This window comes from Streptomyces sp. NPDC047917 (assembly GCF_043204345.1).
Taxonomy (GTDB): Bacteria; Actinomycetota; Actinomycetes; order Streptomycetales; family Streptomycetaceae; genus Streptomyces; species Streptomyces sanglieri.
Genome location: NZ_JBIDCA010000015.1, coordinates 79,792 through 97,966 on the forward strand (window position 1 = coordinate 79,792; position 18,175 = coordinate 97,966).

19 protein-coding genes are annotated in these 18,175 nt (G+C 70.5%); 11 read left to right on the forward strand and 8 right to left on the reverse strand.

What is annotated here, in order from left to right:
* Window positions 1-112: 112 nt before the first annotated feature.
* The 3 genes from ACGF8B_RS32925 to ACGF8B_RS32935 all read right to left on the reverse strand — a co-directional run bounded on the left by ACGF8B_RS32925 (window position 113) and on the right by ACGF8B_RS32935 (window position 3,535).
* Window positions 113-700 (reverse strand): hypothetical protein, encoded by a 588-nt coding sequence (locus ACGF8B_RS32925; protein WP_392745758.1) that lies wholly within the window; start codon window positions 698-700, stop codon window positions 113-115.
* A 119-nt stretch (window positions 701-819) separates the two neighbouring features.
* Window positions 820-1,644, reverse strand: coding sequence for a DUF4328 domain-containing protein (locus ACGF8B_RS32930; protein WP_392745759.1), 825 nt, complete (start codon window positions 1,642-1,644; stop codon window positions 820-822).
* Between the two features lie 283 nt (window positions 1,645-1,927).
* Entirely contained in the window at window positions 1,928-3,535 is a 1,608-nt protein-coding gene (locus ACGF8B_RS32935) for a glycoside hydrolase family 20 protein (RefSeq protein ID WP_392745760.1), read from the reverse strand.
* A 361-nt stretch (window positions 3,536-3,896) separates the two neighbouring features.
* On the opposite strand from ACGF8B_RS32935, the gene ACGF8B_RS32940 reads away from it, so the two are divergent.
* From ACGF8B_RS32940 to ACGF8B_RS32965, 6 genes are all read left to right on the forward strand, one after another.
* Window positions 3,897-4,364 (forward strand): 2-oxo-4-hydroxy-4-carboxy-5-ureidoimidazoline decarboxylase, encoded by a 468-nt coding sequence (locus tag ACGF8B_RS32940; RefSeq protein ID WP_392745937.1) that lies wholly within the window; start codon window positions 3,897-3,899, stop codon window positions 4,362-4,364.
* Window positions 4,365-4,570: 206 nt separating this feature from the next.
* Window positions 4,571-4,951 carry a succinate dehydrogenase, cytochrome b556 subunit gene (sdhC, locus tag ACGF8B_RS32945; RefSeq protein WP_072486591.1) on the forward strand — a complete coding sequence of 127 codons (381 nt, stop codon included), beginning with the start codon at window positions 4,571-4,573 and terminating at the stop codon, window positions 4,949-4,951.
* Between the two features lie 5 nt (window positions 4,952-4,956).
* On the forward strand, window positions 4,957-5,433 hold the full coding sequence (locus ACGF8B_RS32950; protein WP_392745762.1) for a succinate dehydrogenase hydrophobic membrane anchor subunit: 477 nt from the start codon (window positions 4,957-4,959) through the stop codon (window positions 5,431-5,433).
* A 30-nt stretch (window positions 5,434-5,463) separates the two neighbouring features.
* Window positions 5,464-7,218 carry a succinate dehydrogenase flavoprotein subunit gene (sdhA, locus tag ACGF8B_RS32955; protein ID WP_392745764.1) on the forward strand — a complete coding sequence of 585 codons (1,755 nt, stop codon included), beginning with the start codon at window positions 5,464-5,466 and terminating at the stop codon, window positions 7,216-7,218.
* Window positions 7,218-7,994, forward strand: a complete 777-nt coding sequence (locus tag ACGF8B_RS32960; protein WP_266913138.1) for a succinate dehydrogenase iron-sulfur subunit — start codon at window positions 7,218-7,220, stop codon at window positions 7,992-7,994. Before sdhA ends, ACGF8B_RS32960 begins: the two co-directional genes overlap by 1 nt.
* Before the next feature lie 172 nt (window positions 7,995-8,166).
* Window positions 8,167-8,766 (forward strand): hypothetical protein, encoded by a 600-nt coding sequence (locus ACGF8B_RS32965; RefSeq protein ID WP_342282008.1) that lies wholly within the window; start codon window positions 8,167-8,169, stop codon window positions 8,764-8,766.
* A gap of 60 nt (window positions 8,767-8,826) precedes the next feature.
* On the opposite strand, the gene ACGF8B_RS32970 is transcribed toward ACGF8B_RS32965, so the two are convergent.
* Window positions 8,827-9,336, reverse strand: a complete 510-nt coding sequence (locus ACGF8B_RS32970) for a MarR family winged helix-turn-helix transcriptional regulator (RefSeq protein ID WP_392745765.1) — start codon at window positions 9,334-9,336, stop codon at window positions 8,827-8,829.
* Window positions 9,337-9,424: 88 nt separating this feature from the next.
* On the opposite strand from ACGF8B_RS32970, the gene ACGF8B_RS32975 reads away from it, so the two are divergent.
* From ACGF8B_RS32975 to ACGF8B_RS32990, 4 genes are all read left to right on the forward strand, one after another.
* Window positions 9,425-10,651, forward strand: a complete 1,227-nt coding sequence (locus tag ACGF8B_RS32975) for an MFS transporter (RefSeq protein WP_392745767.1) — start codon at window positions 9,425-9,427, stop codon at window positions 10,649-10,651.
* 67 nt (window positions 10,652-10,718) lie between these two features.
* Complete coding sequence (locus tag ACGF8B_RS32980; protein WP_342282004.1) at window positions 10,719-11,150, forward strand: hypothetical protein; 432 nt, start codon at window positions 10,719-10,721, stop codon at window positions 11,148-11,150.
* A gap of 5 nt (window positions 11,151-11,155) precedes the next feature.
* Window positions 11,156-11,587: a thiol-disulfide oxidoreductase DCC family protein gene (locus ACGF8B_RS32985; RefSeq protein WP_392745769.1), complete on the forward strand. Its 432-nt coding sequence runs from the start codon at window positions 11,156-11,158 to the stop codon at window positions 11,585-11,587.
* A gap of 23 nt (window positions 11,588-11,610) precedes the next feature.
* Window positions 11,611-12,345, forward strand: coding sequence for a TetR family transcriptional regulator (locus ACGF8B_RS32990; protein WP_392745771.1), 735 nt, complete (start codon window positions 11,611-11,613; stop codon window positions 12,343-12,345).
* Between the two features lie 103 nt (window positions 12,346-12,448).
* On the opposite strand, the gene ACGF8B_RS32995 is transcribed toward ACGF8B_RS32990, so the two are convergent.
* From ACGF8B_RS32995 to ACGF8B_RS33005, 3 genes are all read right to left on the reverse strand, one after another.
* A complete protein-coding gene (locus ACGF8B_RS32995; protein ID WP_392745938.1) occupies window positions 12,449-14,005 on the reverse strand; it encodes an ABC transporter substrate-binding protein in 1,557 nt (518 codons plus the stop codon).
* Between the two features lie 187 nt (window positions 14,006-14,192).
* Window positions 14,193-15,566 (reverse strand): metallophosphoesterase, encoded by a 1,374-nt coding sequence (locus ACGF8B_RS33000; protein ID WP_392745772.1) that lies wholly within the window; start codon window positions 15,564-15,566, stop codon window positions 14,193-14,195.
* Window positions 15,567-15,595: 29 nt separating this feature from the next.
* Complete coding sequence (locus ACGF8B_RS33005; protein WP_079179553.1) at window positions 15,596-15,841, reverse strand: SCO4848 family membrane protein; 246 nt, start codon at window positions 15,839-15,841, stop codon at window positions 15,596-15,598.
* Window positions 15,842-15,962: 121 nt separating this feature from the next.
* Between ACGF8B_RS33005 and ACGF8B_RS33010 the strand changes: the two genes are divergently transcribed.
* Window positions 15,963-17,201, forward strand: coding sequence for a D-alanyl-D-alanine carboxypeptidase family protein (locus ACGF8B_RS33010; RefSeq protein ID WP_392745774.1), 1,239 nt, complete (start codon window positions 15,963-15,965; stop codon window positions 17,199-17,201).
* On the opposite strand, the gene ACGF8B_RS33015 is transcribed toward ACGF8B_RS33010, so the two are convergent.
* Complete coding sequence (locus ACGF8B_RS33015) at window positions 17,164-18,102, reverse strand: YihY/virulence factor BrkB family protein (protein WP_392745775.1); 939 nt, start codon at window positions 18,100-18,102, stop codon at window positions 17,164-17,166. The two genes, ACGF8B_RS33010 and ACGF8B_RS33015, sit on opposite strands and share 38 nt — an antisense overlap.
* Window positions 18,103-18,175: the final 73 nt, after the last annotated feature.

An 18,175-nucleotide genomic window follows, 5' to 3' on the forward strand; every position in this document is an offset into this window, starting at 1 on the left:
CGGCCGGAAGCGGCCGGACGCACCTGGAGGGGCCGGTACGGGCACCGCGCCGCCCCGGCACAGGCGGTGTGCCGCCCCGGTACACCGCGGCGGAAGCACTCGGCCGCATCGGTCAGGTCCCGGGCCGCTCGTCCGGATCGCGGCGCGCCCGCCGCGAGACCGCGGCGCGCAGTACCCGCTGTCCCTCGGCCGAGACCTCCAGCACCTGGCGCAGTCCGGCGCCCGCCGGCGCGGCGCCCGCGGTCGCGGCCAGCAACTCCAGGATCCGGATCTGCCGGCGCAGCTCCCCGGCGGGCAACGGGCCCGCCCCGGCCGGATCGCCCGCGCGCCGGCGTCGTGCCGTCTCCGTACCGGCGCCCGGCGCCGTGTCCGGGTCGAGGTGGACCTCCAGGGCCAGCAGCGAGCAGGCGTCGGCCCACTCCCGCAGCTCCGGCGCCGCCCGGTCCGCGGGCGCCTCGCCCAGCAGCTTCCGGATCCGCGGCGCGGCGCCCTCCTCGTCGGCCGCGGCGTCGAGCGCCGCGCGGACCTCCGCGATCCGCTCCGGCCAGACCGCCGCGTCCGCGCACCCCGCCCAGAGCGGACGGAGCGGATCCGGGTCCGCTCCGTCCACGGGCTGCGGCAGGCAGCGGTCGAGGCAGGCGACCGCGCTCGCGGCGAGCCCGCGCTCGTCGGCGGCGGCGATCAGTTCCAGCAGGCTCATCGGCGTCTCCCGTCGGCACGTCCCCGCGCGCACGGCATGGGGACGAGGCGCTTCCTGTTTTACCGCTTTCAGCGCCGAATGGCTTGAAACCGTCACTACGGAGGGCCGAATAGCTTCGCTCAGTGGGCGCGGCCCCAGTCCTCGCGCCCCGGTACGCCCGGGAAACCCAGCGGATACGTGCCGAGGGCCGCCCGCTCCCCCTGCATCCGGGTCAGTCTGCGGACGAACAGGACGGCGAACACCGCGGCCACGATGTCGAGGACGTCGCTCCCCATCACCAGGGCCGTCGTGTCGAGGATCTCCTGCGGCTGCTCGGCCTTCCAGGACTGCCGGGTCGCGTACTGGGAGGCGACCAGCGAGACGACCCAGAACCCCCACCACAGGTTCATCACAGTGGCCGGAACCGTGCGCCAGCTGCCGTCGGTGTTCGTCTGTGCGCTCGCGGTCCAGATGCCGCCCGCGATCCGGCGCGGCAGCACCAGGTTGGCGATCGGGACGAACCAGGAACCGATGGACCAGCCGGGCCTCATCGGCTGCATGCTCGGGTCGAACACCTCGGCGTTGAGCCGTACCCGCCGGAACCAGATGATGAAGACGATCCCGGTGGCCAGGCCCACGAGGGTCTGCAGCACTCCGGCGGTCGCGTACAGATTGTCCGCGAGGCCCGCCTCCGCCTCGTCGTACGTGGCGAAGTCGTTCTCCAGCCCGGCCGCGATGACGCGGCGGGTGTTCTGGCCCGCCGCCACGGCGAGCACATCCGCCGCGGCTACGACCGTCAGCAGTACGACGACGGCCTTCGCGAGCCCCTCGGGCGAACGCAGGTACTGCTGCGGAGCGATGAAGGCCGGGGGCATCGGGACGGCCGGCCCGGCCGGGCCGGCGCAGAGCAGACAGCGTCCGTCGTCGGTGACCGGCGGTCTGAGACGGCAGGTGGAGCAGAGCATGAAGCGGAACCCCCCAAGGTTCTGAGCGCGAACGCGAGAACGCGCGGCCCTCCCCGGACCGCGCGGCATCCGGAACGTAGCCCGCCACCCCCCGGCTGTCCACGGGGAATCCGGCCCGGCACCACCCGGCGCCCCGCCGCTCCACCCTGCCCGACGCCCCGCCGCTCCACCCTGCCCGGCCAAGAGTCGCCGCTCCACCCTGCCCGGCCCGAGCCGCCGCTCCGCCCTGCTCAGCCCGTCCCGTCGATCGGCCCCGCCCGGCCCGACCCCCGCTCCGCCCCGCTCAGCCCGTCCCGTCGATCCGCGCGGCCAGTGCCCGGAATTCGTCCCAGCTCAGCGCCGGCCTGCCCGGGGCCCACAGCTTCTGGGCGGTCGCGCGCAGTGGCATCCGGATGCCCTGCGCCACCTGTGCCGGGGTCTGCGCCTGCGGGAGGTCGCCCCAGACCGCGAACCGGCCGCCGAGGATCTGGCCGGAGTAGCGCGCCGGGACCGGCTCGGTGCCGCGCAGCACGAGCGGGGTCCACTGCTCGTAGATCCGCTTGCCCGTGGGGTAGACGAACTGGTTGGGCTGGCCGAGCACGTAATAGAGGAACTCGTCGTTGAGGTTCACCACGCGCCGCCCCTCGCGCAGGTACTCCTCCGGCTCCCGGGCGCCGTACTCCTTGCCCGTCCAGTACTCCACCTCGATGTCCTTGTCGGCGTGCACGGTCCCGTCGCGGAAGAAGCCGTCGTTCCACGCCTTGGGCCGCTTGCCGTGCGGGCGCACCACCGCCGCGCGGTCGTTCAGCCAGCCGGTCGTCAGGTCCTTGATGCTCGCCCCCGCCCCGTACTTCTGCTGGGCGGCGCGTTGCAGCTGGGGGTACGAGGCGGCCGGGTTCCGCGCCATCAGCGCGAGGTACTCGTCGGCGCCCAGGTGCCAGTACGCCCCGGCGAACAGTTCGGTGAACTCGCCGAGGAGCTCGTCGACGAGCTTGGCCGAGCCCGGGTCGGAGATGTCGAGCGACCCGGGCGAGCGGGTGCCCGACACATTGCGCAGCTGGAGGTCGGGGTGGGCCCGCAGCACCGCGCCGAGGTGCCCCGGGGAGTCGATCTCCGGGACGACCTCGATGTGCAGCCGGTTCGCGAGGCCGACGATCGACCGCACCTCGGCCTGGGTGAGGTGCTGCGGCGACACCACCTCGGGGTGGGTGCGGGACTCGATGCGGAAGGCCTGGTCGTCGGAGAAGTGCAGGCCGAGCTGGTTGAGCTTGAGGTCGGCCATCTCGCGCAGCCGGTCCTTGATCCAGGCGGCGGTGTAGTGCTTGCGCGCGATGTCGAGGTTGAGGCCGCGCTGCGGCCGGTCGGGCCGGTCGCGCACCTCGCCCTCCGGCATCGCGCCGTCGGCGCGCACCGACTGCTTCAGGGTGCGGGTCCCGTGGAAGACCCCGGCCTGGTCCGGCCCGCTGATGGTGACCCGTCCGTCGTGGACGCCGAGGGTGTACGACTCGGGGGTGCCCTTGCCCGGGGAGAGGGCCAGCTCCACGTCGCCCGCGCGGGCGGGCACCTCGCCCCGGTAGTGGATCTTCAGCTCCTGGGCCAGCAGTTGCCCCTCGTCGGCGAGCGTCCCGCTGCCGCGGGCCACGACGACCCCGCTGTCCGGGCCGGGGCGCCAGCCGGGGCCTCGGGCCGCGATGTGCTCGCGTACCGCGGGGATGGTGCGCGGGGCGGTGGAGAGCGGGTAGCTCCGGGTCGGCGAGGGGGCGGCCGAGGAGGGCACGGGGGTACGGGCGTTCGACGACTGTCCGGCGAGCCCGCTGTCGGAGCCTTCCGGCCAGACGACGACGGCGATCGTCGCGGCGGCCGCCGCGGTGAGCACCGCACCGGCCACGAGAGCGCCTCGTGAGGGCGACATCGTTCAGAAACCTCCGTCGTTTACGGAAAACAAGGCAGAATCAGGGAGACAGCCGGGCATTCTCCTTGGAATACGGTTCGTCAGGCGATCCGAAACTCTCCCGTCCGGGTGAAGTTCGCGCATCTGTCGGACGCCCGTTGCCCCGCCTGGCTAGCTTTGAGGCACATTCGTCTCTCCCTTCACCCTGCATCTGCCTGGTCTCTTCCACCGCTTCCCTCTCCAGGGTCACAGATGCCGTTGATCCGAGGAGCCCACGCTGACCAGGTCCAGCGAGTCCCGCGCCGGCCTCCCGGAGCAACTGTGCCAACCGGCCACCCGGACGGCCGTACCCGTCCAGAACTCCGCCGCCGAGCAGGCCCAGATCCGCGTCCCGGGCCTGGACCGTTTCAACGCCGCACCGGCGACCGAGGCCGAGGCCGCCCTGCTGGAGTGCTGCGGCAGCCACCGCTGGGCACAGCGGCTGGCCGCCCACCGCCCCTTCCCCGATGTGGACTCGCTGCTGGCCGCGGCCGACGAGGCGGGCTACGACCTGACCCCGGCGGACCTCTCCGAGGCGCTCACCGCCGAGGTCTCCCCCGGTCTGCACCACGCCGCGCCGCACTCCGCCCATCTGGCGCTGCAGGCCGCGCACGCCGCGTACGAGTCGCGCTTCGGCCATGTCTTCGTGATCTGCCTGGACGGCTTCGGCCCGGCCGAGCAGCCGGACCAGGTGCTCGCCGGGATCCGGGCCAGGCTGGCCCACGAACCGGACCAGGAGCGGGTGGTGACCGCGGAGGAGATGCGCCGACTCGCCCGGGGCCGCATCATCGAGCTGGTATCGGGTTCATAACGGAACGGCCTCGGTGGGGGCGGTCGACAGCCCTTTCTAGCCCGTCCGTGCCTGTTTGATTGCCACTTTGATCACACCGCGGGCCCCCGCGCGAACGAACCGACAAACCGTCGCTACGATGGCCGGGGCCGGTGGACCGTACCCGGCCGGGTCAGACCGACAGTCAAGCCGGCCGGCCCCAATCCCCGCTCCCGGAGGGTTCTTCCGTGCCGGCTGGAACGCTGTACCGCGGCCGGGAAGGCATGTGGTCCTGGGTGGCTCATCGAGTCACCGGTGTCCTCATTTTCTTCTTCCTGTTCGTACACGTCCTGGACACCGCTCTCGTCCGCGTCTCCCCCGAGGCCTACGACGACGTCGTGGCCACGTACAAGACGCCGATCGTCGCGCTCCTCGAATACGGCCTGGTGGCCGCGATTCTCTTCCACGCGCTGAACGGTCTCCGTATCGTCGCCGTGGACTTCTGGGCCAAGGGCCCGCGCTACCAGAAGCAGATGCTCTGGTCGGTCGTGGGCATCTGGGTCGTGCTGATGGTCGGGGCGCTGTACCCGGTCCTCGGCCACGCCGTACGCGAAGTATTCGGGAGCTGAGGCCAATGTCCACCGAGTCCTCCGCCGCGATCGGCTCAGTAGAGGGCGTCAGCCTCTACGACACAGACAACCCGGCCCCGGTCATCGAGCCGCCGCGCAAGCGGACCGGCAAGACCCCCAAGGGATCGCGCACCAACTTCGAGATGTACGCCTGGCTCTTCATGCGCCTGTCGGGCATCGTGCTGGTCGTCCTGGTCCTGGGCCACCTGCTGATCCAGCTGGTGCTGGACGGCGGCGTCTCCAAGATCGGCTTCGCCTTCGTGGCCGGCCGCTGGGCCTCGCCGTTCTGGCAGCTCTGGGACCTGGCGATGCTGTGGCTGGCCATGCTGCACGGCGCCAATGGTCTCCGTACGGTCATCAACGACTACGCCGAACGGGAGAACACCCGTTTCTGGCTGAAGATGCTGCTGTACACCGCCACGGTGTTCACCGTCCTGCTGGGCACGCTGGTGATCTTCACCTTCGACCCGAACATCCGCTAGGCGCCGGGCCCGAAGGACCAGAGGTAAACCATGCAGATCCACACGTACGACACCGTCATCGTCGGCGCCGGCGGCGCCGGCATGCGCGCGGCCATCGAGTCGACCAAGCGCAGCCGCACCGCCGTGCTGACCAAGCTCTACCCCACCCGCTCCCACACGGGCGCCGCGCAGGGCGGCATGGCCGCCGCGCTGGCCAACGTGGAGGAGGACAACTGGGAGTGGCACACCTTCGACACGATCAAGGGCGGCGACTACCTGGTCGACCAGGACGCCGCCGAGATCCTGGCGAAGGAGGCCATCGACGCCGTTCTCGACCTGGAGAAGATGGGCCTGCCGTTCGGCCGTACGCCCGAGGGCAAGATCGACCAGCGTCGCTTCGGCGGTCACTCCCGCAACCACGGTGAGGCCCCGGTCCGTCGCGCCTGCTACTCGGGCGACCGCACCGGCCACATGATCCTCCAGACGCTCTACCAGAACTGCGTCAAGGAGGGCGTGGAATTCTTCAACGAGTTCTACGTCCTGGACCAGCTGGTCGTCGAGGAGGACGGCGTCAAGAAGTCCGCCGGCGTCGTCGCCTACGAGCTGGCCACCGGCGAGATCCACGTCTTCCGGGCGAAGTCGGTCATCTATGCCTCCGGCGGCACCGGCAAGTTCTTCAAGGTGACGTCGAACGCGCACACCCTGACCGGTGACGGCCAGGCCGCCTGCTACCGCCGGGGTCTGCCGCTGGAGGACATGGAGTTCTTCCAGTTCCACCCGACGGGCATCTGGCGCATGGGCATCCTGCTGACGGAGGGCGCCCGCGGTGAGGGCGGCATCCTCCGCAACAAGGACGGCGAGCGCTTCATGGAGAAGTACGCGCCCGTCATGAAGGACCTCGCCTCGCGCGACGTCGTCTCGCGCTCCATCTACACGGAGATCCGCGAGGGCCGCGGCTGCGGTCCGGCCGGCGACCACGTCTACCTCGACCTGACGCACCTGCCGCCGGAGCAGCTGGACGCCAAGCTCCCGGACATCACCGAGTTCGCGCGTACGTACCTCGGCATCGAGCCCTACACGGACCCGATCCCGATCCAGCCGACCGCGCACTACGCCATGGGCGGCATCCCGACCAACGTCGAGGGCGAGGTGCTGGCCGACAACACCACCGTCGTCCCGGGCCTGTACGCCGCCGGCGAGGTCGCCTGTGTCTCCGTGCACGGCGCCAACCGGCTGGGCACCAACTCGCTGCTCGACATCAACGTCTTCGGGCGCCGTTCGGGCATCGCCGCCGCCGAGTACTCCGCGAAGCACGACCTCGTCGAACTTCCCGAGAACCCGGCGCAGCAGGTCATCGACCAGGTCGAGCGGCTGCGCAACTCCACGGGCACCGAGCGCGTCTCGGCGATCCGCCTGGAGCTGCAGGAGTGCATGGACGCCAACGTGATGGTGTTCCGCACCGAGCAGACCATCAAGACGGCCGTCGACAAGATCGCGGAGCTGCGCGAGCGCTACCTCGACGTCTCCATCCAGGACAAGGGCAAGCGGTTCAACACGGACCTGCTGGAGGCCATCGAGCTGGGCAACCTGCTCGACCTGGCCGAGGTCATGGCGACCTCCGCGCTGGCCCGCAAGGAGTCCCGCGGCGGTCACTACCGCGAGGACTACCCGAACCGCGACGACGTCAACTTCATGCGCCACACCATGGCGTACCGCGAGGTCGCCGACGACGGCACCGAGTCGATCCGGCTGGACTACAAGCCGGTCGTCCAGACCCGCTACCAGCCGATGGAGCGTAAGTACTGATGGCTACCCCCACCCTGGACAAGGCCGACAAGGCTCCCGAGCCCGAGGCCGGTTTCGCCGACTCGCCGTACATCACGGCGACCTTCCGGATCCGGCGGTTCAACCCTGAGGTCTCCGACGAGGCCCAGTGGCAGGACTTCCAGATCGAGATCGACCCGAAGGAGCGTGTGCTCGACGCCCTTCACAAGATCAAGTGGGAGACCGACGGCACGCTGACGTTCCGCCGCTCCTGCGCGCACGGCATCTGCGGTTCGGACGCCATGCGGATCAACGGCAAGAACAGGCTCGCCTGCAAGACGCTGATCAAGGACCTGAGCCCGGAGAAGCCGATCACGATCGAGGCCATCAAGGGCCTCACGGTCCTCAAGGACCTCGTGGTCGACATGGACCCGTTCTTCCAGGCCTACCGCGACGTCATGCCCTTCCTCATCACCACGGGGAACGAGCCGACCCGCGAGCGTCTGCAGTCCCCCGAGGACCGCGAGCGCTTCGACGACACCACCAAGTGCATCCTGTGCGCCGCGTGCACGTCCTCGTGCCCGGTGTTCTGGAACGACGGCCAGTACTTCGGCCCGGCGGCGATCGTCAACGCGCACCGCTTCATCTTCGACTCGCGCGACGAGGGCGGCGAGCAGCGCCTGGAGATCCTCAACGACCGTGACGGCGTGTGGCGTTGCCGCACCACCTTCAACTGCACGGACGCCTGCCCCCGTGGCATCGAGGTCACCAAGGCGATCCAGGAGGTCAAGCGGGCGCTGATCACGCGCCGCTTCTGACCGCCCGGCAGTCGCATCCGGCCCCGTTCTCCGCAGCGACCCTGCGGGAGCGGGGCCCCTTGCTGCGCCGTGCGGGTCTTGGCGGTACGGTCGTGCGGAACCGGGCTGCGGTTCGCCGCCGCCGGCCCCAACGGGGTCCGGGGCGCACAGGTCTGATCGAGAGCGGGGAACGTTGAGCGATCCGAATCCGTACGCGGACGACTCATACAAGTGGGGGCCGGCTCCCCAGCAGCCGGGCAACCCGCCCACCGTCGCGGACGGCGCCGGACAGCCCGGTCCGGGCGCCCCGGCGTACGGCTACCCGCAGCCGCTGCCCGAGTCCGCGACCCAGCCCGGCCCCGGCTACGGCTACCCGCAGGGCGCCGCGGCCCAGCCGACCATGCCCGGTCAGGGCTTCCCGCAGCCGCCGGGCGCCCAGCCCGGCACCGGCATGCCGGTTCTGACACTCGGTGACATCGCCGTCATGCAGGACCAGATCGTGACCCCGTCCGGTCCGATGCCGCTCAAGGGCGCGGTGTGGACGGCGACGGACCTGACCCGTACCGAGGAGAAGATCCCGACGGTCGCGATCGTGCTGGCGATCGTGTTCGCGCTGTTCTGCCTGATCGGTCTGCTGTTCCTCCTGATGAAGGAGAAGCAGACGACCGGCTTCGTCCAGGTCACGGTGACCAGCGGCGGCCGGCACCACTCGGCGATGATCCCGGCGGTCGGCCAGGACACCTTCCCCATGGTGATGGCCCAGCTCAACACCGCCCGCGCGATGAGCGTCTGACGGTCTCCCCGCCCCGGCCGCACGAACCGTACCCCGCGATGTCCCGTGTCGGGCGGCCGGTCAGTCCCAGGCGGCGCCGCCCCGGTCCTCGGCGACCACCATGACGCGCCGCAGCATGTCGTTGAGCAGTGTGCGCTCGTCGGGGCCGAGTACGCCGAGCAGCCGGTACTCCTCGTGGCCGAGGACGTCCATCGCGCCGAGCCAGGTGGAGCGGCCCGAGCGGGTGAGCTCCACGTCGACCCGTCGGCGGTCGGTGGTGGAGGGGGTACGGCGGACGAAGCCGCGCCGTTCGAGCGCGTCGAGCCGGCCGGTGACGGAGGCGGGCGCGAGGTCGAGGTCGGCGGCGAGTTCGGAGGGGGCGGCCTTCCCCCCGCGTCCGGCCAGTTTGTGGAGCGTGTCGAACTCCTGGCGGTCCAGGTCGAAGTCGACCAGGGACTGTTCGCGCACCCGGCGCAGATGGACGGAGAGCTTCTTCATGCGGGTCACCGCACCCTCGACGTCGGGATCCAGGCCGGGCAGGACGGGCTTCCAGCGCTCCACATGTCCGTCGGTCCAGTCGCGTCGCTCCATGGGGAAATCGTACGCCGGTCCACCAAACTTTCTTCGGTACCGAATATTTCGTTGACGAATAGTTCGGTACCAAAATAAATTCTCGCGCATGCCGCACCCCTTGCGCACGCGCGCCTTCCGCCTGCTCTTCATCGGCCGCACCCTCTCGCTCACCGGCGACGCCGTCATCCCCACCGCCCTCTCCCTGGCCGTCTATCTGGCCACCGGCTCCACCGGGGCGCTCGCCCTGGTCCTGGGCTGCGCGATGGTCCCCAAGCTGCTCCTGCTGCCACTGGGCGGCGTCGTGGGCGACCGCTTCAACGCCCGCACCGTCGCGCTCACCACGGATCTCGTGCGGTGCGCGACCCAGCTCTTCGTCGGCGCGGAGCTGCTCGGCGGCTCCCCCGCGCTCTGGCAGATCGCGCTCGCCGAGGCGGTCGGCGGCGCCGCCGGGGCGTTCGCGATGCCCACCGCCTCACCGCTGATCCGCGGCACCGTGGCGGAGTCCGGGCTGCTGCGCGCCAACTCCCTGATGGCGGTGGTCAACAGCGCCACCCGGCTCGGCGGACCGGCCCTCGCCGGGCTGCTGATCCTCACCGCGGGACCGGGCTGGGCCTTCGTGCTGGACGGCGCCACCTTCGCGGTGAGCGCCGCGCTGCTGTCGGCCGTCGAGGTCCGGCACGTACCCATCCCCCGGCGTTCGCTGCTCACCGACCTCAAGGAGGGCTGGGGCGAGGTCCGCAGCCGCGACTGGTACTGGACGAGCCTGATCGGGCACGCCACCTGGAACGGCGCGGCGGCCGTCCTGATGACCGTCGGCCCGGCGCTCTTCCTCCGGGAGCTGGGCGGCAAGGGCGTCTGGGTCGCCCTCCTGCAGACCGGTGCGGTCGGCCTGCTCCTCGGCTCGCTGCTGGCCGGCCGGGCCCGCCCCCGCCGCCCGGTCCTGGTGGCCAACCTGGGCCTCGCCACGTACGCCCTGCCGCTCGGCCTGCTGGCCGCCCACGCGCCCGTCGCGCTCACCATCGCCGCGTACGGCGTCGCCCAGGCGGGCCTCGGCTTCCTCGGCCCGGTCTGGGACAGCTCGGTCCAGTCCGCCGTACCGGCACACGCGCTGGCCCGGGTCACCTCGTACGACTGGCTGCTCTCGCTCGGCGCGATGCCGCTCGGCTACGCCCTGGCACCGCTCGCGGCCTCGGCCTGGGGTGCCGAAGTGCCCCTGGCCATCGCGGCGGTGGCCGTCGGCGCGGCCTGCCTGGGGACGGCGGCGGTGCCGGGCGTCCGGCGCTTCGGGGCACCGGACAAGCAGCCGGAGCAGGCCACCGGACTCCCTGCTTGAGCATGTTCAATTACAGGTCTACAGTCCATGACAACAGCTTTTGAACGCGTTCAAGGGAGGGTGGGGCATGGACCTCACTGTTGTCGCGTACGTCATCTACCTGCTGATCAGCGTGGCGCTGACCGTCTGGGTCGCGCGCACGCTCAGCCGCAACGGCAAGGTGTTCCTCGCCGATGTACTGCACGGGAACGAGAAGCTCGCCGATGCCGTCAACCACCTGCTGGTGGTCGGCTTCTACCTGGTCAACCTGGGCTTCGTCACCCTCTACCTGAGGAACTCCGACGCCGTCACCGACGCCCGCGGGCTCTTCGAGGCGCTGTCGGTGAAGCTCGGTGTCGTGCTGCTCGTCCTCGGCGTCATGCACCTCGGCAACGTCTATGTGCTCAACAAGATCCGCCGCCGCGGCCTGATGGAGCGTGAGCAGACCCCGCCGGTGCCCCCGCAGGGCTGGACGGGACCGGCCACCGGTCCGTGGGCGGCGCCCGCCCCGAGGGCCTGAGCCCCATGACGGGCGGACCGGGCGGGCAGCGGCTCCCCGTGGAGCGCCTGACGGTGCTGTACGACGCGCGGTGCCCACTCTGCCTGCATCTGCGGCAGTGGCTGATGAGGCAGCGTCAGCTCGTCCCGCTCGACCTCGTCCCGGCGGCCTCCGAGGAGGCGCACCGCCGCTTCCCCGGGCTCGACCACGCCGGGACGCTGGACGAGATCACGGTGATCGGCGACCGGGGGCAGATCTACCGCGGGACCTCCGCGTGGATCGTCTGCCTCTGGGCGCTGGCCGAGCACCGTCCCCGGGCCCACTGGCTGACCACGCCGGCGGGCCGCCCGTTCGCCCGGGCCACCGTGCTCGCCGCCGCGAAGTACCGGTCCCTGACCGCACCGCCGTGCGGCCGGGACGGGGACGGTGCCTGTACGGTCCCCGGACCCGCGGGCTGACCACGCCGGATACCCTCGGGTCTGTGGTGAAGGAAGTGAAGGACGTGAAGGAAGCCAAGGCTCCCAAGAGCGAGCAGACCCGCACACTCATCCTCGAAACGGCGCTCCGGCTCTTCCAGGAACGCGGTTACGACAAGACGACGATGCGGGCCATCGCCCAGGAGGCCGGCGTCTCCGTGGGGAACGCCTACTACTACTTCACGAACAAGGAACACCTCGTCCAGGGCTTCTACGACCGGCTCGCGGCCGAGCACGCGGCAGCCGTGCAGCCGGTCCTGGACGGCGACAGGGACCTCGCGGTGCGCATGCGCGGGGTCCTGCTCACCTGGCTGGACGTGGCGGAGCCGTACCACCGCTTCGCCGCGCAGTTCTTCAAGAACGCCGCCGACCCGGAGAGCCCGCTCAGCCCGTTCTCGGCGGAATCGGTCGCGGCCCGCGAGGCGGCGATCTCCATCCACCGGCAGTGCCTGGCCGGGTCCGACGCCAAGACCGATCCCGAACTTGCTGAGCTGCTGCCGCAGTTGATGTGGCTGATGCAGATGGGCCTGGTGCTGTACTGGGTGTACGACCGCACCGAGCACACCGCGCGCAGCCGCCGCCTGGTCGAGCGCTCCGCCCCGATCGGCGCCCGCGCCATCGCGCTCTCCCGGTTCCGGGCGCTGCGGCCGCTGGTGCGGCAGGTGCACGAGGTGCTGGAGGAGTTCCTGCCCGGTGCCGTGAAGCCGAAGGGCGGGGAACGGCCGGAGGAGTCCGGCTGAGCGCCGTCCCGCAGCCCCTGCGGGCGTGCGGCGGAACGACGACGGGGGCGGCCGTCCGGCAGATGCCGGTACGACCGCCCCCGCTGTGCTGTGCGGCGGAGCGTCAGATCCGCTTCAGCTCCCAGAGCCGCCAGATGCCGGTGCCGTCCGAGAGGTACTGCGAGCCGGAGACGTCCGTCGTGCTGACGACGTAGTCCTTCTTCTGCCACAGCGGGACCAGCGGCACGTCCTCGCCGACCTGCGCCTGGAGCTCCTTGAAGTCGGCCGCGGTGCGTCCGCGGTCGCTGTACTGGAGCGTGGAGCCGATCAGGCTGTCCACCTTCTTGCTGGAGTAGCCGTTGTGGAGGCTGTTGTCGCGGCCGACGAGCGGCTGGCTGAAGGTGTCGGGGTCCGGGTAGTCGGGGAGCCAGCCGATCGTGTACGCGTCGTACTTGCCGGCCGCGTACTCCTTCTGGAACTTCGTCCACTCGACGGCGTGGAGCTCGATCTTGAACAGCCCGTCCGCCTCCAGCTGGCGACGGATCTCTTCGGCCTCCTTCGCCTGCGTCTCGTCGCCGCCGCGGTATCCGAAGTCGATCTTGACCGGCGTCTGCACGCCGACGTCCTTCAGCAGTTCCTTGGCGCGCGCCGGGTCGGGCGCCGGGTAGGCGTCGAAGAACGGCGTGCTGTGCCCGATGTAGCCCTGCGGGATCAGCGAGTAGAGCGGTTCGACCGTGCTCTTGTAGATGTTGCTCACCAGCGGCCCGCGGTCGATGATCGAGGCGATGGCCTGCCGGACCTTCTTGTCGGCCAGCGGTGTGCCGGGCCGGACGTTGAAGACGAGGTTGCGGATCTCGGCGCTGTCCGCCTCGGTGACACGCAGGTCGGGGTCGCCGGGGTTCAGCTCGGCGAGCGTGGCCGGCGGCAGTTCGCGGTGGGTGACGTCGAGCTGCTTGGCGTTCCAGGCGGCCAGCAGGTCACTGGACTTCGGGTAGTAGTGCACGGTGACCGGGACGCCCTCCTTCTTCACCGCGCCCTTGTACCGGGTGTTGGGGACCAGCTCCGCGATCTCGCCCGACCGGTACGACTTCAGGACGTACGGCCCCGAACCCTCGACCGTGTTCCCCTTGCGGAGCTTGTCCGCCGGGTACGACTCGCGGTCGACGATCGAACCGGCTCCGGTGGCGAGCTTCTGCGGGAAGGTCGCGTCGCGCGAGGAGAGGTTGAAGGTGATCGTGCGGCCGTCGGCCACCACGTTCTTCAGGCTCGGGAACAGCACCCACGGACCGACGTCCGTCTTGATCCTGATCATGCGCTCGATGGAGTACTTGACGTCCTCGGCGGTGATCTTCCGGCCGTTGGAGAAGGTCAGGTCGTCGCGCAGCTTGCACTGGTACGTCTGGAGCTTCTGGCCGATGAACCCGCAGCTCTCGGCCGCGTCGGGCTCGGGGACGACCGCCCCGGACTTGAACGTCATGAGCGACTGGTAGATGTTGCTGTACATCGCCCAGGAACCCGCGTCGTACGCGCCTGCCGGATCGAGCGAGGTGACCACGTCCGTCGTGCCGACGGCTACCGGGTCCTGTTTCACCTCGTCCGAGGGAAGCAACTGCCAGGCGACCACGCCTGCGATGACCAAAACCGCGAGAATCGCGAGAATCCGTAGCCGGATCGACCGCATTGCCGTGCTCTCCCTTACCAGCCCCACCTCGGCGTTGCGCTCAGATACGCACATCACCGCATGCTCGCGATCAGCCAATCACACGAATTTCACATCTGGAAGAGCAAAACTGTGACTCATAGCCTTTTGTTCGGCAGTTGAAACCTTGGGTGCACCTGTACGTCTGAAACCAGTTGTCGACGGAGAGTCACGCCCGTAGTGAGGCGAGCTCCACGACGGTGATGTCGGACGGTGCGCCGACCCGTACCGGCGGGCCCCAGGCGCCCGCGCCCCGCGAGACGTACAGCTGGGTGTCGCCGTAGCGGTCGAGCCCGGCGCCGGTGGGATTGGCCAGATCGGCGATGAAGTTGCCGGGCCAGAGCTGGCCGCCGTGGGTGTGACCGGAGAGCTGGAGGTCCACGCCGTGGGCGACCGCGTCGTGGATGACGACGGGCTGATGGGCCAGCAGGACGGCGGCGCGGGTACGGTCCCGGTCGCCCAGCGCGCGGTCGAAATCGGGGCCCTGCCCTTCGCTCTCCCCGGCGATGTCATTGACGCCCGCAAGATCGAATCCACCGATCTCCACCCGGTCGTTCTCCAACGGATGAAGACCCAACTCCCTTACCTGATCGACCCATTGCGCGGCGCCGGAGTAGTACTCATGATTTCCGGTGACGAAGTAATTGCCGTGCCGGGACTTCAGCAGGGCGAGCGGCTCCGCGGCCGGTCCGAGGTCGGCGACGGTTCCGTCGACGAGGTCGCCCACGACGGCGACCAGATCGGGCTGGGTCCGGTTGATCGTGTCGACGATCCGCCGGGTGTGGGCGCGGCCGAGGATCGGGCCGAGGTGGATGTCGCTGACGACGGCGATCCGGAAGCCGTGCGCTGAGCGGGGCAGCTTGGCCAGCGGGACGGTGATCCGCTTGACCCGCGGTCCGCGCAGCACCCCGTAGGTGCCGAAGCCGACCGTGCCGAGCCCCGCGACGGCGGCGGCCCCGCCGACGGCCCGCGCCACGAACTGCCGCCGGCCGGGGGCGTCGGGGCGGGGCCGGGCGGGAACTTCGGCGACGAGGGTCGCCGGGGCGGCGGAGGTCCCCGCGCCCGGCGCGCCCACGGAGAGGTTCGAGTGGCCTGCGCCGCTCGCACCGCCCATGTGACGTGCGTCGCTCGCGCCGTCCACGTCACCGGCGGCGCCTGCCGGATCCGCGCCGCTCGCGCCGTCCGCCGGCGTCGTGCCCGCGTCGTCCGGCCGCCCCGCCCGGCGCGCCAGTACCCGGCGCAGAACCGGCCGTACCGCCTCGCCCGCCAGCAGAGCCAGCGTCAGGTACAGCACGGCGGCCAGCCACAGATAGCCCGGCCAGGCCAGCACCTGCTGGAGCCGGAAGGGCGCGCCCGCGCGGCCGGCGACCAGCGCGCCGACGCTCAGCAGCGGCAGTACGTACGCGGCCACCGTGCCGGCCCTGCGCATCGCGCTGCCCTCGGCCGTCGTGTCACCGACGAGACGGCGCCACAGATAGCGGTGCACGCCGGCCAGCAGTGCGAGCACGACGATCACCATCACCACGAGACCGGCCACTGCCACTCGCTCTCCTCAGCCCGTCGTACGGCCTGTTATGCGCGTTCGCGGCGCAGAGCCTTGACGCCACGGAACCCGATCACCCCAACGGCCGTCCCCAGGAGAAAGGACGTGATGGCGAGCAGCAGATGCACCCAGAAGTACGCAGTCGGGTCACCCGCGTCGTCGAAGGCGAGTCCGCTGCCGTCCTTCCACAGGTTCTTGACGAAAGTGATCCAGATGAACCAGCTCCACACCCCGAAAGCGAGCAGGAACCAGGAGACGGGGCGGCTGAGCTTCATGGACCCAGTATCTCCGCCGCGCTCCGGCAGAGCCGCCCGGGGTGGGCTGTCCCGGCGGTACGCCCGGCGGGTCAAGCCGTCCGCACCCATTTTCATATCTTCTCCCTGTACGTTTCCGACCGTGCCTGCTCTCAAAAAGACCGCTCTGACGGTCATCTCTGCCGCCTTGTTGTCCACTTTTGTTGTCAGCCCGGCGTCGGCGGTCGGCAAGGATGCCTCCGACGAACAGCCGAAGCCGCCCGCGGGCATGTCCAAGGTCGGCGGCGAACTGCTGGGCCGGGCCGGTACGCAGGTCAAGCTGGGACCGGACGCCCCGGTGCTGCCGAAGGGCCTCTCCGGCAGGTCCTGGATCGTCGCGGACGCGGAGAGCGGCCAGGTCCTCGCCTCGCACAACCCGCACTGGCGGCTGCCTCCCGCTTCCACCCTGAAGATGCTCTTCGCGGACACCGTGATGCCCGCGCTCCAGCCGAAGACCCAGGAGTACACGGTCAAGGACGAGGACCTCGCCAACCTCGGCGAGGGCAGCAGCCTGGTCGGCATCAAGGAGAAGCTCACCTACACGGTCCACGATCTGTGGCTCGGGGTGTTCCTGCGGTCGGGCAACGACGCGGTGCACGTGCTGTCCTCGATGTACGGCGGCGTCCCCAAGACCGTGGACGCGATGCAGTCGCACGCCGAGGAACTGCAGGCGCTCGACACGAAGGTGGTGTCGCCCGACGGGTACGACGCGCCCGACCAGGTCTCCAGCGCCTACGACCTGACGCTGTTCGCGCGCAGCGGGCTGCAGAAGGCGGACTTCCGGGAGTACTGCTCGACGGCCGACGCGCAGTTCCCCGGCGCGGAGAAGAAGGGCAAGCGCGAGAGCTTCGGCATCCAGAACACCAACAAGCTGCTCACCGGCGCCGACGGCGTCGAGCCGTACAAGGGCATCGCGGGCGTCAAGAACGGCTACACCACGCACGCCGGCAACACCTTCACCGGCGTTGCCGAACGCGACGGCAGGGTGCTGCTCGTCACCGTCATGAACCCGTCGTCCGAGAAGCCCCACGCCGTCTACGACGAAGCCGCCGACCTGCTCGACTGGGGCTTCGACGCGAGCGGCAAGGTGACCCCGGTCGGCGAGCTGGTGCCGCCGGCGTCGGCCGCCACCGGCACCGGGTCCGGCAAGGGATCGACGGCCACGCCCGGGAAGGACCAGGGACAGAACGGCCCCGCGCAGGGGGCGAAGGCCGCCGCGTCCGAGGGCGGTGGCCAGGGCGCCGGGATCGCGCTGGGCATCGCCGCGGGCGTCGTGGTGCTGCTGGCCGGCGCGGCGTTCCTGATCAACCGGCGCTGGCCGCTCCGCCTCCCGCGCCGCTGACCGGCCCGGACGGTTCTCCGGCGGCCTCGCCCCCGGCGTCACCGGCCTCCTCGCTGTTCTGCGTCGCCGTCCAGGCGGCGCAGAACAGCAGCAGCTTCGCCGAGAGGTTGATCCACAGCAGCAGCGCGACCGGCACCCCGAAGGCGCCGTACATGCTCTTCGACGCCACGCTCTTCATGTAGCTGCCGAGCAGCAGCTTGAGCAGTTCGAAGCCGATCGCGCCGAGTGCTCCGGCGACCAGCAGCCGGTGCCGCGGCGGCTCGACGCCGGGCAGCAGGGTCAGCAGGTAGAGCAGCAGCAGGAATCCGGCGAGCGCCGCCACCAGCAGGGTGGCCACCTGGAGCACCACACCGCCGGCACCGCGGTCCGAGATGCCGAGCAGATTCGCCGTCCAGCCGACGGCGACGGAGCCGGCCGACGACACGGCCATCGTCGCGAGCGCCGCCCCGCCGAGCCCCAGCAGCAGCCCGGCGTCCTTGAGCTTGCGCACGACCGGGTTGCCCAGGCTCACGTCGTCCAGGTCCCAGACGGCGCGCAGGCAGTCCCGCATCGAGCCGATCCAGCCGATGCCGGTGAAGAGCAGCACCGCGCCGGCCACCACACCCACCGTGCCCGCGTGGGCCACCAGGCTCTCGATGCCGAGCTGGTCGGAGATGCCCGGCACCTGCTCGGCGAGCTTGTCCTCGATCTTGTGGAGCTGCTCGGTGGAGAGCAGTGAGGCGCCGATCGCCGCACCGACCGCGATCAGCGGGAAGAGCGCCAGGAAGCTGATGAAGGTGATCGCGGCGGAGAGCCTGGCCCAATGGACCCGCTCCAGCGTCTCGTAGGAGCGCCAGGCGTGCGTCGCCATCAGCCGGGAGACGATCGGCCCGATGACGGGGAGGTTCTTGAGCCAGTCCATGACGTACGACTACCCTCCCCGGCCCGGAAAACCGAACCGGCCCTGTCGCTGTACGGACTGACACTTCTTCAAT

Excerpts from the sequence above, each read along its gene's own strand:
- ACGF8B_RS32925 (WP_392745758.1), bottom strand. The coding sequence starts at position 700 with ATGAGCCTGCTGGAACTGATCGCCGCCGCCGACGAGCGCGGGCTCGCC.
- ACGF8B_RS32930 (WP_392745759.1), bottom strand. The coding sequence starts at position 1,644 with ATGCTCTGCTCCACCTGCCGTCTCAGACCGCCGGTCACCGACGACGGA.
- ACGF8B_RS32935 (WP_392745760.1), bottom strand. The coding sequence starts at position 3,535 with ATGTCGCCCTCACGAGGCGCTCTCGTGGCCGGTGCGGTGCTCACCGCG.
- ACGF8B_RS32950 (WP_392745762.1), top strand. The coding sequence starts at position 4,957 with ATGTCCACCGAGTCCTCCGCCGCGATCGGCTCAGTAGAGGGCGTCAGC.
- sdhA (WP_392745764.1), top strand. The coding sequence starts at position 5,464 with ATGCAGATCCACACGTACGACACCGTCATCGTCGGCGCCGGCGGCGCC.
- ACGF8B_RS32960 (WP_266913138.1), top strand. The coding sequence starts at position 7,218 with ATGGCTACCCCCACCCTGGACAAGGCCGACAAGGCTCCCGAGCCCGAG.
- ACGF8B_RS32970 (WP_392745765.1), bottom strand. The coding sequence starts at position 9,336 with ATGGAGCGACGCGACTGGACCGACGGACATGTGGAGCGCTGGAAGCCC.
- ACGF8B_RS32975 (WP_392745767.1), top strand. The coding sequence starts at position 9,425 with ATGCCGCACCCCTTGCGCACGCGCGCCTTCCGCCTGCTCTTCATCGGC.
- ACGF8B_RS32980 (WP_342282004.1), top strand. The coding sequence starts at position 10,719 with ATGGACCTCACTGTTGTCGCGTACGTCATCTACCTGCTGATCAGCGTG.
- ACGF8B_RS32985 (WP_392745769.1), top strand. The coding sequence starts at position 11,156 with ATGACGGGCGGACCGGGCGGGCAGCGGCTCCCCGTGGAGCGCCTGACG.
- ACGF8B_RS32995 (WP_392745938.1), bottom strand. The coding sequence starts at position 14,005 with ATGCGGTCGATCCGGCTACGGATTCTCGCGATTCTCGCGGTTTTGGTC.
- ACGF8B_RS33005 (WP_079179553.1), bottom strand. The coding sequence starts at position 15,841 with ATGAAGCTCAGCCGCCCCGTCTCCTGGTTCCTGCTCGCTTTCGGGGTG.
- ACGF8B_RS33015 (WP_392745775.1), bottom strand. The coding sequence starts at position 18,102 with ATGGACTGGCTCAAGAACCTCCCCGTCATCGGGCCGATCGTCTCCCGG.